The organism is Prosthecobacter sp. (assembly GCF_044232965.1).
GTDB lineage: Bacteria > Verrucomicrobiota > Verrucomicrobiia > Verrucomicrobiales > Verrucomicrobiaceae > Prosthecobacter.
The window spans coordinates 1-12,991 of sequence record NZ_JBIIKX010000035.1; the positions used below are offsets into that span (position 1 = coordinate 1).

The 12,991-nt window shown below is 57.2% G+C and carries 12 protein-coding genes; 5 read left to right on the forward strand and 7 right to left on the reverse strand.

Going from position 1 to position 12,991, the window contains the following annotated elements; genetic code table 11:
- Nucleotides 1-268, forward strand: a 268-nt coding sequence (locus ACILSI_RS15165) for a hypothetical protein (RefSeq protein ID WP_395722736.1), incomplete at its 5' end; no start/stop codon positions are given.
- A 118-nt stretch (nt 269-386) separates the two neighbouring features.
- Here ACILSI_RS15165 and ACILSI_RS15170 read toward each other — a convergent pair.
- From ACILSI_RS15170 to ACILSI_RS15200, 7 genes are all read right to left on the reverse strand, one after another.
- On the reverse strand, nt 387-1,778 hold the full coding sequence (locus ACILSI_RS15170) for a hypothetical protein (protein ID WP_395722737.1): 1,392 nt from the start codon (nt 1,776-1,778) through the stop codon (nt 387-389).
- On the reverse strand, nt 1,775-3,502 hold the full coding sequence (locus tag ACILSI_RS15175) for a hypothetical protein (protein ID WP_395722738.1): 1,728 nt from the start codon (nt 3,500-3,502) through the stop codon (nt 1,775-1,777). Before ACILSI_RS15175 ends, ACILSI_RS15170 begins: the two co-directional genes overlap by 4 nt.
- A gap of 85 nt (nt 3,503-3,587) precedes the next feature.
- The gene (locus ACILSI_RS15180; RefSeq protein WP_395722739.1) at nt 3,588-5,042 is read right to left on the reverse strand and encodes a DUF3987 domain-containing protein; all 1,455 of its coding nucleotides are present in this window, start codon (nt 5,040-5,042) and stop codon (nt 3,588-3,590) included.
- A complete protein-coding gene (locus tag ACILSI_RS15185; protein ID WP_395722740.1) occupies nt 5,039-6,049 on the reverse strand; it encodes a hypothetical protein in 1,011 nt (336 codons plus the stop codon). Before ACILSI_RS15185 ends, ACILSI_RS15180 begins: the two co-directional genes overlap by 4 nt.
- Before the next feature lie 97 nt (nt 6,050-6,146).
- A complete protein-coding gene (locus tag ACILSI_RS15190) occupies nt 6,147-6,335 on the reverse strand; it encodes a helix-turn-helix domain-containing protein (protein ID WP_395722741.1) in 189 nt (62 codons plus the stop codon).
- Between the two features lie 188 nt (nt 6,336-6,523).
- On the reverse strand, nt 6,524-7,345 hold the full coding sequence (locus tag ACILSI_RS15195) for a hypothetical protein (protein ID WP_395722742.1): 822 nt from the start codon (nt 7,343-7,345) through the stop codon (nt 6,524-6,526).
- Between the two features lie 24 nt (nt 7,346-7,369).
- The gene (locus ACILSI_RS15200; protein ID WP_395722743.1) at nt 7,370-8,779 is read right to left on the reverse strand and encodes a tyrosine-type recombinase/integrase; all 1,410 of its coding nucleotides are present in this window, start codon (nt 8,777-8,779) and stop codon (nt 7,370-7,372) included.
- Nucleotides 8,780-9,271: 492 nt separating this feature from the next.
- Here ACILSI_RS15200 and ACILSI_RS15205 point away from each other — a divergent pair, with 492 nt between their 5' ends.
- The 4 genes from ACILSI_RS15205 to ispE all read left to right on the forward strand — a co-directional run bounded on the left by ACILSI_RS15205 (nt 9,272) and on the right by ispE (nt 12,792).
- Nucleotides 9,272-9,712: a response regulator transcription factor gene (locus ACILSI_RS15205; protein WP_395722744.1), complete on the forward strand. Its 441-nt coding sequence runs from the start codon at nt 9,272-9,274 to the stop codon at nt 9,710-9,712.
- A gap of 22 nt (nt 9,713-9,734) precedes the next feature.
- Nucleotides 9,735-11,081, forward strand: coding sequence for a hypothetical protein (locus tag ACILSI_RS15210; RefSeq protein ID WP_395722745.1), 1,347 nt, complete (start codon nt 9,735-9,737; stop codon nt 11,079-11,081).
- Between the two features lie 212 nt (nt 11,082-11,293).
- Nucleotides 11,294-11,956: a polyphenol oxidase family protein gene (locus tag ACILSI_RS15215; RefSeq protein ID WP_395722746.1), complete on the forward strand. Its 663-nt coding sequence runs from the start codon at nt 11,294-11,296 to the stop codon at nt 11,954-11,956.
- On the forward strand, nt 11,953-12,792 hold the full coding sequence (ispE, locus tag ACILSI_RS15220; protein ID WP_395722747.1) for a 4-(cytidine 5'-diphospho)-2-C-methyl-D-erythritol kinase: 840 nt from the start codon (nt 11,953-11,955) through the stop codon (nt 12,790-12,792). The genes ACILSI_RS15215 and ispE overlap by 4 nt, the downstream gene beginning before the upstream one ends.
- Nucleotides 12,793-12,991 lie beyond the last annotated feature (199 nt).

Genomic DNA, 12,991 nt, shown 5'->3' on the forward strand with positions numbered 1-12,991 from the left:
CGTCACCGGCTTGTCAGAGTATTCAATCGGCAGGTTCACCATTCCGGTGATTCTTGCAGACTCGTCAACTCCCTGCCTTGAAGGGCTCTCCGGTTCTTTGCTACTGTTCTATTGCATGATCCGGGTTGAAGACATGCCCGCAGATAGTTTTGAAGGGAGATTCGCCGGTATGCTTCCACCCAAACCCGCCGATGAGAAAACACGGCAAATGGGAAAAATGTTGCTTGAGGCGATGGGCGTGAAGGTGACACCTTTGAAGGGGCGGTGATGCGCGGTGGTGGGCATTGGGCGCGTTGGCAGTGCCCGTCAGTGGCTTGCGCGGCACTGACGTTGAATTGGGTATATTGCATGCGCTGACACGCTGACAAATCCCCTCATTCCTTGACCTAGGCGGCCAAAATCAGCTTTCCATCCTGAGTTTCAGTGATCTCGCCTTGGGAAAGGAGATATCTCAGGGCTTCATCACGATCCCTGGCAGTCATTCGGTGAAAATGCCTCTGCAATTGACGCCGGAGAAGCGGTCCGTGCTCGCGTAAGCAGTCCAAAATGCCCCATGGAAGCTCAAGGTCAGTGAAGTCAGGAGTGTCAGGAGGCCCTTCAACCCAAGATTCCTCCATCAACTTCTCAAGCGCATGGCAATGCTCTTGCAGCATCCATGTCGTGAGGATGGCGGCTTTGTAGATCAATTCTTCGCGGACATGTCGGGGTTCCTTGTCCGAGGGGCAGGGGGTGGGACCTTGGTGGGCTTGTGCCTGTGTCAGATGCCAGTCGTGGAGCAGAAGATGGTACATCCTGGGCAGCAGGCCTGGCGTCCAGTCAAGCCATGGATGCAGTGGGTCTGGCACGAACTGCATTGCCTCAAGAACCTGCTTCGAGAACGTCTCCGCAATGCCATGGTATTCCAGCGTCATTTCCCTGGCAGGCGCGCCAAGGCGGAGAGTGAACATTAATTTGAGCCGATGCTGCCACGCCGTCACCTCGGGAACATCGTTGTTCGGAAATCTCCGGGGAGTGCCATTCATGCGGTGGATCAGCAATGGCGGCGGATTGTCCAGACCCCGGTTCTGCGGGTTGAAAAACGCCCTCTTCAACGAGGCTGATTGTGTTTGCCACAAACAAAGCAGGCTAGCCTTGAGTGCAGGACTGCGGGGGCAGGGCTTCAAGTGCCTGCCCTGCCAGCTCAGCCTCAGCAGCAAGGACAGATGACGCTGCATGTCCGGCTTCAGACGGGGCCATTCCTCAATCGGATCGCCCGCACCTTGGATCAAGGTCGCAGCCCGGTCCGGAGAACGCATGATCATGTCCTTCAGCAGATGCACATCAACCGTTGCACTCATCTGCTCCACCGGTTGTACATCGACGGCCTGCTCATCTGCGAGGCTTGGTGCTGTGCCCGTCGGGAGGGCTGGTCTTCGCGTTCGTGACGCGGGCTTTTGACCAGACTTTTGTGCCACTCCAGGCATGGTGCGCAGCCTGCTCGCGTACTCGATCCAACCGCGTCCTATGCAGGACAATCCGTCGCCAGAGCCCATTTGGTCAGAAATGGCCACGAAATTGAACCCGGGCGATTTGAAGGCGGTGCCGTCGTCCATCATGGTGGATTGCCCTGCTGCCGCGGCTAGATGAGCCAGGCCACAGGCGGCAACCGTCTCAGGTGCGAGTCCAAAGACCTCTTCGCTCTTGGCGGTCAGTGCCCGAAGTACAGGAGGCAGGCAATCGAGGATGTCATCGTAACTATGCCAGAAATCAAAGCCGAAGGGAGGTATGGGGGGAGTCATTGGGGGAGTGTCAGGGTGGTGGGTGAAGACGAGGCAAGGGAGTCTGTTGGGTTCGCGTCGCGTGAGACCAGGCCATAGCGGTGATGTGTGTCCTGCTGGACGCGGCCGCGTTGCATGAGCAGTTCAAGACCGGGCATCAATTCGGACTTGCGCTGGTTGTTCGAGGCGCGCTGAATGTCCCGGAACGTCAGCGGGCCTCTGCGGCTCAACACGCTAAGGATGACGGCACCTTGTACACGAAGGCGTGCTTCCTGCGCCTTCTCCCTTGCCTGCTTCAGCGCACGCTGTTGCGATTTGAGGGCGTGCAGCGCCAATCTGGCAGCACACATGTCGTAATGAAAAGGATGCTCTTCGCTCGCAAATTGTATCAGCACCCAAAGCAGGCGCTCGAACAGATCATGAAATTGTACCAAGTAGGAGCGGTCATGTACATCGGCCTGGTCGATACGGTCCAGGATCTTGCCCCTTAGTTCGCGATAGCTGTTCACCTCGGACCGAGGCAGGGCTATCCGGCACTGGTTCTTGAGCGTACCGTGGCAGCGCAGGTCCAGCAGCTTGTGCAGTATCAAAACGTACTCATCCCGGGCTCTTGGAACTTGCTGGATGGACGTCTGTCCGGCCTGGAGACCTGTACAGCTCCAAAGCAGGCACTGCCGCAGCACGTCGTTCCAGGAACTTTCGGCCCGTGACACAATGCTTCCGATCCGCTCGAGATCGGTGCTGCCCCACAGGCTTGTACGAGCGGTGGCAAAAGTGCCATGTCCTTGATGGGGATGCAGCGGAGGGAACCGCATGTCCTGACCGTGCAGCAAGGCCGACAGGCGCACAGCCTGCTCTTCCTGCTTGGATGAGAACAAGTCCACACGACCGAACATGCCTCCTACCGGCATGTACAGGAACGCCTCCCGGTGCAATGACTCCTGAAGAAGTACGGGCACTTGGTTGATCTCAAGCCGCTCCGCGAACAGGGAAGGCAGATGGTTGATCCCGGGAGTGCCTGCTGCCCAGGGGGTATCGGTACAATCATTGCCCCATGACTCCCCCAAGCCGTAGTAGTTGAAGTTTTCCAAAGGAATGTCCTTCATTGCGAGGAGTTTCTCCTGAAACTCTGTCAGTTCATGGGCACGCATCTCCATCGAGTAGTGGAACTCTGGGCTATGAATTTTGTCCAAGCTGGCAGGAGCAACACCAAAGACGTGATGGTCGATGACAAGACGGTTGTGTCCGGCGGCCCGCTCACGAATCATTTGTACACGTGCGCGCAACGGTTGTACAAGGCTGGCTGGAAACGCGTGTGTTGTACTGCCTCCGTCATCCAACTGCAGTACACTCAACCCGGGTCTCACGAGTTCCCCATCCGGAGTGACGAATCCTGCATGCGGACCTGCGATGTTGCCCAGCATGGCGGCGATGGCCAGCGTCACGTCGTACGGATGAAGCCGGAGGTCGCCCGCAATACTGTCCAGGACCGGGCCGCAGGTCGGCGGTCGTTTCTGCGCAGGTGGTTGGCTTTGTGTTCCCGCTTGTACAACGGGAACAGACTTAACAGCAGTATGGGTGGTGGAGGACTCGGATGACATAATCTCATTCGGATGAGAGAGTTCGAAGCAATGCACACATGCGTGTGATTTTGGTTCGCAAAGTTCGGAGCAATCGAAACGCTGACAATAAACGCTCCGGGTCCGCTGACGCGCTGTCAACAACACGCTGTCATTTTTGGTCATGAGGAATGATGGGCGCATCTCCAAGACTGCATTTCGCAGATAACGCAGATTTTGGCATGGGGCATGTCGTGACTTGATCATCCATTTAAAGCATGACAACGCCCTGCGAGGGGCGCCCGGGCCCTTGTGACTTCAGGTCCTTGATCACCAATATGTCCGGGTGATCCTGTGCAATCTTTTGAATTTCAGCCTCTTGGAAATGATGGCGGCGGCGCATGTCGCGCAAGGAACAGCTTTGTTCAGGTTTGCGTCGTAATACATCCACAAGAACTTCGAATCGTTCATCACGCTTCTTTTCACGTCGTGCAGTCAGAAGCAGAAGCTGCTGCGTGGCGAACCAGTCCATGAGCTGGATGGCTTCACGAGCAGTATCGATGGAAACGATTGCATTGGGTTGCCCATGCTGTTTAGCCGCAAGGAGAACCAACATGATGCGCCAGGTTTGTTCGACCCACCGCGCAGCGAAGATGTCCACGTCTGCCAGGTCACCCCCAGGAGTCCTACGCTCGAGCAAGCATGTGTTAAAGTTCGCCATTAGTTCCACGACCTCTGGCAGACAAGAAAACACATAGGGCGTGGGCTGGAAGTAAGAGGCGCTTGCTAACCAGGTGACAAGTTCTTGCCACGCATGCACGGCGGATTGGTTGATAGGAATATCCGTCCTTATTTCCTGATGTATAGAACTGACTTCAAAGAAAAAGGTGCGTGCCAGCAGGCCGCTTTCACTCATGCCGTCTACAGAGAGAAGTTGATCCAGTAGCTCGGGCTGGACTAGCCATAGCAGACTAAGGCATGGATTGTGCAGCACCGTGTCGGGGCGCTGGATGCGGCTGAGCTTGTAATAATCCCCAGTCCACAGCGCGACGAAAACATCCTCATCTGTTTTGGCATTGTAGCGCCCCATCAGGGCATTGATGCAGCCACGTGCTTCCGCACTTGCGGACGCGAGGGTTTCCCTGTGGCTGAGACTTACCAACTGCACAATCTTTTCACGCGTAGCCTCTCCAAAAACCAGGCAAGGCTCCTGGAGTCCGCGCTCCAACTCTACGAGTTGCTTCTCAATATCCGTGAGTTCCTGCAGGCTAGCTTCGGACGTTTGAGGGTGTTTTGACGCCTGCTTATGCAGGGTGTCCTGCCTCTGCTTAAGCATGCGGATCTTCGCTTTGAGACCGGGCAGTACATTCTCACGCCAATTCGTCACGAGACTCTTCTCGTAATCCAGAAAGGGTTGTGCGACCCGGTTGAAGACAACGCTTTTGCCGGTGCCGCTTCGCGCAGCTCCCAGTACAAACAAGTTTCCTCTCACGCGATGTCTTCCGTTATGAAGTTCGACCCCTGAGCCCAATGCCATGGACAATGTGCCAAGCATGCATGCTCCCGGCAGCGCTTCTCCCACGCCGTCAACGCGGCAAATTTCGCGCAGATAGTTCTGCGCAACCGGCGGCAAGCACTTAACCGGAAAGGGCTTCTCCTCATTCCCCTCAATGCCAAAATCTGCGAAATCTGCGTTATTGCCGTTGTTTGAAGAGGTCGTGTTCATATGAAAAGAAAGCGGTAGGGTTCATGTGATCCCGGAAGGCGGGAGGTCAGATCGTTAAGATCGTTGGCTGGCGTGCCATCCGGGCGCGTGATGCCGGCGAACGATGCGCGGCTTACCTTGCAGCCAGCCTTTTTGAGCTGAGGAAGCCATTTGATGAGACCATCCAATCCCGAGGAATCGTTATGCGGATAAATGCGCACATGCTTGCCGCGAAACAGTTGCAGCGCCCTCGGGTCGATACCGTGACGACCCGCATTGGCCCCCAGCATGGCGACGGGAAGAACATTGCGGAAGCCGAAACGGAGGAGGAAGTGATACGCAGCAAGCAGATCCGGCCCGCCTTCCAGCAACATGACTGATGTGATGAACGGGTGCTGTTGCAAAAGCGCAGATCCCACTGGCCAGGCCTTCTTCGATCCCCGGATGGTGTGGGCCTTTCGCTCTGAAAGGGAGCCAAACGCCGGATACCAGGCACCGGACAAGGTACGCCCCTCCGCGACACAACCTGCGGAATCGGTCAGCAGCCAGGAAGGTTCTGTGCAAACTTTCGCCCGGCGAAGAATGCCGAGGCTGACAGTCATCTGCAACGCTCCGACATCAATCTGACGAAGCGACGCGATCACTTCCAAATCTGTGGGAGTCGGGTCCCAGACTTGTGGAAGTGCGAGGCCCTGTTCGGACTCAGTGTACTTCTCGTCCTGTACGGCGATCCGCCGACCTTCCGCATTCTTCATGAAAAAGCCATAAGCTTCCTTTTCACTGCTCTTCCGCCATGCAGCCACGAAGTGGACGACATCGTAATTGTAGCCGCAGACGAAACAGTGGATGCGGGTCATGTTGCGATAGATGCTGCACGACTTCTTTTGATCGTTGTGCCTGTGGCGGTGATGCCAGGGACAACGTACATCACCGTCGTTTGCGCGAATGGAGTCCTTGGGGACTCCGAGAAGCCGCATCAATTGCGGCAGGGGCAGGGCACTCCGTGCCCTTTCGTATTGGGTGTTCATATGGTGCTTTTGGTTGCACCGCACCCCTTCCATGTTAGCTTCTGATGCCTTCCAAAGCACAGAGAGTCGCAACCCGAAAGGGGGGGCGGCTCTTTTGCTATACTTTGGATTCGGCTTCGAAACGTGCGATCTCCTCGGGGGAGAAGCGAACGCTTCTGCCGATATGATGAGCGGAAAGCTTGCCGCTTTTGCGCCAGCGTCTGATTGTTATTGGGTCAACCTGCCAGCGCTTTGCGAGCTGCTTTGGGGTAAGAAGGGGATCGAACTTGGGGTCGTCATGTTTCATGGCGACGCCTAATATTCACATGGATGCCGTCATGACCACAGTGGATGCCTGTTTGAGACAAGAGATTGGTAAGGAGTAGCATAGCATGGCAACTCCTAACCCTCGGCGGATGACAGGCGGCCTGTGGAGATTCAAGCGTTACTCATTTACCGCTTCGTTCGAAATGGTGTCCTCAAAGCCCCCGCGTGTTAAAGCGTGGCCAGACCCGCAATCTTCAACTGTTCAGACCAAAAGGTCTTGTTCCGGTCCCTCAATTTCTTCTCCTCCTTCATCTTCATTGTTGCTGTCATCGTCTTTTTCTTATCCATCGGAATATTCTTCATCTTGAGAGATGGGTGCAACTCAACTAGACGGTCTTTCAGCTCTGACCGAGTGGGCGCTCGCTGCAATTCATTTGCCAGTGCGAGTAAAACGTCGACTGCTCTTGTTGCCAGCGGCACTTTTTGGCTTCCTGATTTCTGATCCAACAGTTTAATCATTTTTAAACGAGGTTCTGGTTCGAAAGGACCTTGCAACTGCTTAACAGTTCGTGACATGATTTTTAGAAATTCTTTCCCTTCCAAATCCCAGTTGATACGGCGTGCCCACTTGCGATTGGCCTTCCTCTGAATGGCACGAATAGACAACTGTAGTTCATAAACAAACACTGCACAGGTCCGCATTGTGAAAATACAATCGACCCTTTTTTGGGTGGATATTTGATAACCAAATTCATTTTCATAGTCCTGCGGATCCATGGCAAGACCTAATGCGCCTCCGTTGGCTATTAGGTATCTAAGTTTGCCAGACGGGACGATGAACGCCATGTCCAGCGATTGTGCCAGCCGGCTGAATGATCTGCCTGCTTTTATCCGACAATAGATTGCGTCCAGTTCCGGCGCTCGGTGGGCCGTGTAGCATTTTGGGACGGTTTCTTCATAGATGCCCTTGGAGCTCTTGGCGGTGGGTGAGAAATACAGCACTCTTGGCAGCCCCGTCGGTACACCTGGTCGATTGTATAGCCATTTCATGGGTTTGTGTTGGGGATGAGTGTGTCAGTCGCTTTTTTCTCGCGCGGTTGCGACCGAATCCTCTAGTGCTTGCGGTCTCTTCAATAGTGTTCCAAGCCTCGCAGTGATTCGTTGCTTCTTGTCCGTGTAATAGGCGGCAGTGGTGCTGATTTGCGCGTGCCTGAGAACGCTCTGCGCGGCGAAGATGCCCTGGCTGCTGGCCAAGATCGCACCGAGCTCCTTGCGGAGTTCGTGAAGCGGCTTGCGCGCGGTGATGCCCTGTTTGCGAAGCCATGCGTATAAGGTCTCAAAATGTGGCTCGCAGCGGTAGTTCACACGGCTGGTCTCGTGCTTGGGCTTGCGGGTGGATTCGATGACGAACGCCCCGCTGGCTTGTGCATTCCAACCCCGGAGCAAAGCCAGCAGTTCGGCATCAAGGTCAATCTCTCCGGAACTGTCCTCACTTTTGGGCTGGAAGTATTCGGTGCGCTCAATGCGGACGACGCCCTTGCCAAAATCAACCTGCGCCCATGTGAGCAGGTCGATCTCACGTTTTCGCAGCCCACAGAGGAGGCCGAGGTAAAAAATTTTGAGCGGTTCACCTGCCAGTTCAGCCTGGGCAGCCTCGATCAGGTCAACGGCGTTGATTTTGCTCTGGTAGGTGGTGTTGCCCTTTTTGGGAAGTTCCACTCCGGCAAAAGGTAGCGGATCCGGCAGAACAAGTTCAGCTATCGCAAATTTCCGTGCCTTTGGCGAAAAGAGCGATCGTGCGCATCGGATCAAAGAGGCGGCAGAGTTTTCTGCTCGCCTGCGGGCGTCCGGGGCACTGCCCGCCCTTCCGATGTACTCCAACTTCCAGCGTTGGACTGCGGCGGCGGATAACACTGAGAGGGGGAGGGTATCAACCTTGGCGATCCAAGCGGCACGTCCCCCAGCACGATAGTCGAATCGGGAGAGGAACACAGGCCGACGTTTCCGGTCGCACTTGGGTTGCCCCTGAGAGTCGAGAGCGGGTTGGTCACCGATACCTTTGATCTCAGCGGCGATTTGCCGCAGGCATTGCGCATAGGTCGTAAATGTCGCAGGTCGGAATTCAGCAGTGGACTTTACCGCCTCAAGCCATGCGCCAAGAGGGGCCGCCTTCTTAATTTTCACCGACTCGGGTTTGTGCTTGGCAATCGCGGCATCCCATCCCAGCGCCACAATGTCCCCGAAGATTCTTGCTGATTTGGCGGCGGCGGCATTTTTGTTGGCGGTGCGGAGCGGGAAAGACTCCCGACGTCCGCTGACCTGAATCTTGCAGGAAAAGTAGGTGCTCCGTGGGTCGGTAACGAGCTTGCCAGCCTGGAGCCAGTATCGTGTGTCACCCTTGCCGATCGCTTTTGTCGGAGTGTCGGACTCGGACATTAATCGGACACTTTTTGGGTTCATCCCTGATGTCGAATGTTTGCTCATGTTCGCGCCAGATGGTGCTGTAATCCTTGATCTATAAGGCTTCAAGGCGATTATGAGCGAACATGGGCAAACTTGCTGAGACACGGAATGATGAAACTACGGATCAGAAGGTTTCAGGTTCGAATCCTGACGGGTGCGCCACTCAACCAAGCTTGTTGAGTTTTCTTTGCAGGCAGCATTAAGCAGGGCATGAACTGCCATCTGATCTTTTTGGAAAGATGCGAGATCTACCCGAGCACAGACCCCTAGATGGAACATCGTTAGCTCTCGAGCGTGTTATGAACTTTGAGGCGGAAAAGCACTGCACACCTGAACAAGGCACATGAACAAGCTGCGGATGCCCCAAGAGCCAATTTCCCCAGCAATGTTGGCGATGAGGAATGAGCCTTTTGCGTTTTCTATCTCTGCCTGATGAGAAAGGATGCGCCGCAGCGCGATCATCTAGCACCTTCGTTCAATTTCGCCGCTGTCCGGGCCGGTGGATGATCGACTGTGATCTCGAGTCCTCCGCCTCTTATTGCTCTGCTTGATGACGAAGCCCAGATGCTGACCGCCCTCGGGCGTTTGCTGCGCAGCCAGGGCTTTGCCGTCGCCGCCTTTCAAACCGGGGAGGCCCTGCTCGCCGCTGAAGAGGGAAACGAGTTTCACTGCATCATCATGGACCTCCACATGCCGGGGCTTGATGGCTTTGACATGCTCAAAGCGCTCAGCACACGGCCCGTGCATCCACCTGTGATCATCATCACCGGCCACGACGAGGCGGGGAACTGCGAGCGCGTCAAGGCCCTGGGTGCCTGCGCCTATCTGCTCAAGCCCGTGCCTGCGGCCCCGCTGCTGGGAGCCATCCTGCGCAGCCGGACGGAGACATTCGCAGGCTCTCCTCCGGCCGTGTTGAACGATGGTTCAATTTCCGACCTCTTGGTTTCAGTCTAATGACACCCACCCCGCTGCCATCATGAACACGAATTCCATCCTGCGATCCGCCCGCGCTCATCCGATCTGGCGCGAGGTCTTTTGTCTTGCGCTCCTGGTGGGGCTGGGTTTTGCCGTGGATGTTCAGAAGACGGGCAAACCTTCCGCTCCCACCTCGCGCACGCCCCTTCCGGCCGGGAGCAAGGGGGAGGTGGCTGTTGAAGATGAGTGGACCGCCCGCATCACCCCTTTGTTAGAGGAGGACGATATGGAACTCCGCCACCTGCGCCTGGCGGAACTGGGCCGCGAGATGGGCCTCAGTGATCCGCAACGCGGCTGGCAGCTTCATCTCGAAATCTTCGACTTCCTGCCGGATAAACAAGTTTTTGGCATGTCCTTGCTCCGCGCCTGGGGCCGAAAAGGCCCGCAGGGGGCTCTTGCGGCCTGTCAGAACATTCCCGAAGGGGAAAGCCGTGCCTCGGCTTATGCGGAGGCTCTCGAAGGCTGGACGAGGGAAGCGCCCAAGTCCGCCGGAGATTGGGCCGTTCAAAATCTCTTCGGCTCCTACCGCAGGGCTGCCATTGCCCGGATCGGCAAGGTATGGGCTCGTACGGAGCCTCTCGTGGCGGCGAAGTGGGCGTTGGGGCATTCCAATGAGTCTGATAAAATTTTCGCCCTCACGGAAGTCATCGAAACCTGGGCGGGAAATCACGCCCGTGACGCCGCCGAATGGGCCGTCAAGCTGCCGAAAGGAAACCTGCGTGATCTTAGTCTCTCTGAGGCTGTCTTGAAATGGGCGGATGATGCTCACCGTCCAGCCGCTGAGTGGCTGATGAGCCATCCTGAAAACATCTGGCTGCTACCGCGTGCGGTGGCGAGGTGGGGACGGCAAGATCCAGTCGCCGCTGCTGCTTGGCTGAAGCAGGTCCAGGACGAATCACTCGTCCGGGAAGCCAAACTGGCCATCGTCAGTGAATGGGCTGGCTACAACCCGAAAGCCGCGCTGGACTGGGCACAGGCAAACCTGACCGGCGATGAGCGTGAAACCGCCCTGGGACAAGTGATGGAAATCTGGGGCTCGGATTACCCGCTGGAGGCACTGGCCTGGACCCGAAAGATCAAGGCTGAGAATGAGCGTAGCATCATGCTGGAGAGCCTCTTCGAGACTTGGTGCCGGACGGACTTGGACAACGCCAAGCTGTGGGTGAAACAGCAGCCGGCCGGTCTGGAAAAAGACCTGGGTACCGAGCAAGTGGCCAGCATGCTGGCCGCCAGCGACCCGCCCGCCGCCCTGGACATGCTCCTTTCCCTGCAAAACAAGGCACGCCTCCAGCAGAGTCTGACGCAGCACTTTCAGGATTGGAAGGAACGTGAGGCCACGGCGGCGTAGCGCTGGCTCAAGCAGCATCCGGCGGCCGTCGAGCTGATCAAACCCTGAAGTCGTGCGAGGCTGCCTCCTGTGTTTAATCGGGGGGGATCAAACGAGGCATCCGTGCAAGTGAACGCGCCGGTGAAACTGCCCGAGGGTCCGAATGGCATCTGCAATCCAGTCTCTTGCCTCAACAGCCTTGCCTCCGGCGTCATCCCCGGCTTGGATAAGCCATGTCCTGGATGACCTTTCCCGCCCTTGAGGCGCTGCCCGGTTTTGCGCACCGTTTCACGCTGCGGCATGCGGAGATCGATGTGGACGCGGAGCGTTCGGTGGTGGTGGAGCGGTTGTGGGCCTGGCATCGGGAGCAGGTGGAGGAGATGGGCTTCCAAGGCTCAGCCTTGTGCATTGCCGAGCAAGTGCATGGCTGCGAGGTGGCGGTGGTGAATGTCCCGCAAAGCGAGCTGGCGGTTGGCGCCGACGGTATCGTTTCCAACACTCCTGGCCTCGTGATCGGCATCTATGTGGCGGACTGCTGCGCGGTGTATCTGGCGGATGCGCGCACCGGGGCGTTTGGCGTGGTGCATTCGGGCAAAAAAGGCTCCGAACTCGGCATCACGGCGCGGGCCATTGCCTTGATGCAGCAGCACTACGGCACGAATCCGGCTGACCTAGTCGTCCAACTCAGCCCGTGCATCCGGCCTCCGGCCTACGAGATCGACTTCGCGGCGCAGATCCGGCAGCAGGCGCTCGATTCAGGCGTGCCCGCCGGGCGGGTGCATGACCCAGGCGTTTGCACGTCTTCGGATTTGCGCCGGTTTTATTCCTACCGCATGGAAAAGGGCCGCACTGGGCGCATGCTCGCGCTGCTGGGCCGTCAAACTGATCCGCGATGACTTTTCATTCTCCTGCCAAAATCAATCTCTGGCTGCGTGTCCTGGGCAAACGTCCGGACGGCTTCCATGAGGTGCAGACCCGCCTGTGCCGACTGGCGCTGGGCGACCTCGTCGAAGTCGAGCATCGCGGCGCGGGCACGGACGTGCGCCTGACCTGTTCGGAGCCGAGTGTGCCGCTGGATGAGTCGAACCTCGCCATGAAAGCTCTCCGTGCCTTCGAAAGCCGCACTGGCAAACAATCCTCCTGGCGCATCCATTTGGAGAAGAAAATCCCCGCCGGGGCAGGTCTCGGCGGCGGCAGTGGCAACGCGGCCACCGTGCTGAAGGCCTGCAACGAACTCACCGGAAATCCGCTTTCGCTGGCACAATTGATCGAGCTGGGGGCGCAGATCGGTTCGGATGTGCCGTGCTTTCTTCTCGACACTCCGGCGGCGGATGGCGCTGGACGCGGCGAGCAGGTGACTCCGGCGGAGTTTCCCTGGCAACTGCCGCTGGTGCTGATCAAGCCGCCGTTTCCCATTCCCACGCCTTGGGCTTACAAACGTTGGGCGGGCTCGAAAGAAATTCCCGGCGTGCTTTACACGCCACAGCTCTGCCCCTGGGGAGCGATGGTGAACGACCTGGAACGCCCGGTGTTTGAAAAGTACCTGCTGCTGCCCACGCTTAAAAGCTGGCTGCTGGAGCATGGCCAGGTCCGGGCCGCGCTGATGTCCGGCTCTGGCAGCACGATGTTTGCCGTGACCGAGACACCGGCACAGGCTGCTGAGATGGCCGAAATGGCCCGCGAATGGTGCGGGGAGACCGCCTGGGTGCAGACCACCACGACCGCCGGTTGATCCGTCAAAAAAAATTGGGGCCGGACGGCTCCCGATTCCGTCCGGCCCCTGGTTTGATCAACCTCAACTTAATCCTGCGGTGAGGCAGGGTTTCAGTTAACAACCAATCACTCTCAAGACCCAGTCTATGGAGGGCGGTTAAGAGCCCCGCACGAACTGTTCATGCCTGTTAGTGCGCATCGTTGGACGAACGTTGAAA

Coding starts and splice junctions, on each gene's coding strand:
- ACILSI_RS15170 (WP_395722737.1), bottom strand. CDS start 1,778: ATGACTCCCCCCATACCTCCCTTCGGCTTTGATTTCTGGCATAGTTAC.
- ACILSI_RS15175 (WP_395722738.1), bottom strand. CDS start 3,502: ATGACCAAAAATGACAGCGTGTTGTTGACAGCGCGTCAGCGGACCCGG.
- ACILSI_RS15180 (WP_395722739.1), bottom strand. CDS start 5,042: ATGAACACGACCTCTTCAAACAACGGCAATAACGCAGATTTCGCAGAT.
- ACILSI_RS15185 (WP_395722740.1), bottom strand. CDS start 6,049: ATGAACACCCAATACGAAAGGGCACGGAGTGCCCTGCCCCTGCCGCAA.
- ACILSI_RS15190 (WP_395722741.1), bottom strand. CDS start 6,335: ATGAAACATGACGACCCCAAGTTCGATCCCCTTCTTACCCCAAAGCAG.
- ACILSI_RS15195 (WP_395722742.1), bottom strand. CDS start 7,345: ATGAAATGGCTATACAATCGACCAGGTGTACCGACGGGGCTGCCAAGA.
- ACILSI_RS15200 (WP_395722743.1), bottom strand. CDS start 8,779: ATGAGCAAACATTCGACATCAGGGATGAACCCAAAAAGTGTCCGATTA.
- ACILSI_RS15210 (WP_395722745.1), top strand. CDS start 9,735: ATGAACACGAATTCCATCCTGCGATCCGCCCGCGCTCATCCGATCTGG.
- ACILSI_RS15215 (WP_395722746.1), top strand. CDS start 11,294: ATGTCCTGGATGACCTTTCCCGCCCTTGAGGCGCTGCCCGGTTTTGCG.
- ispE (WP_395722747.1), top strand. CDS start 11,953: ATGACTTTTCATTCTCCTGCCAAAATCAATCTCTGGCTGCGTGTCCTG.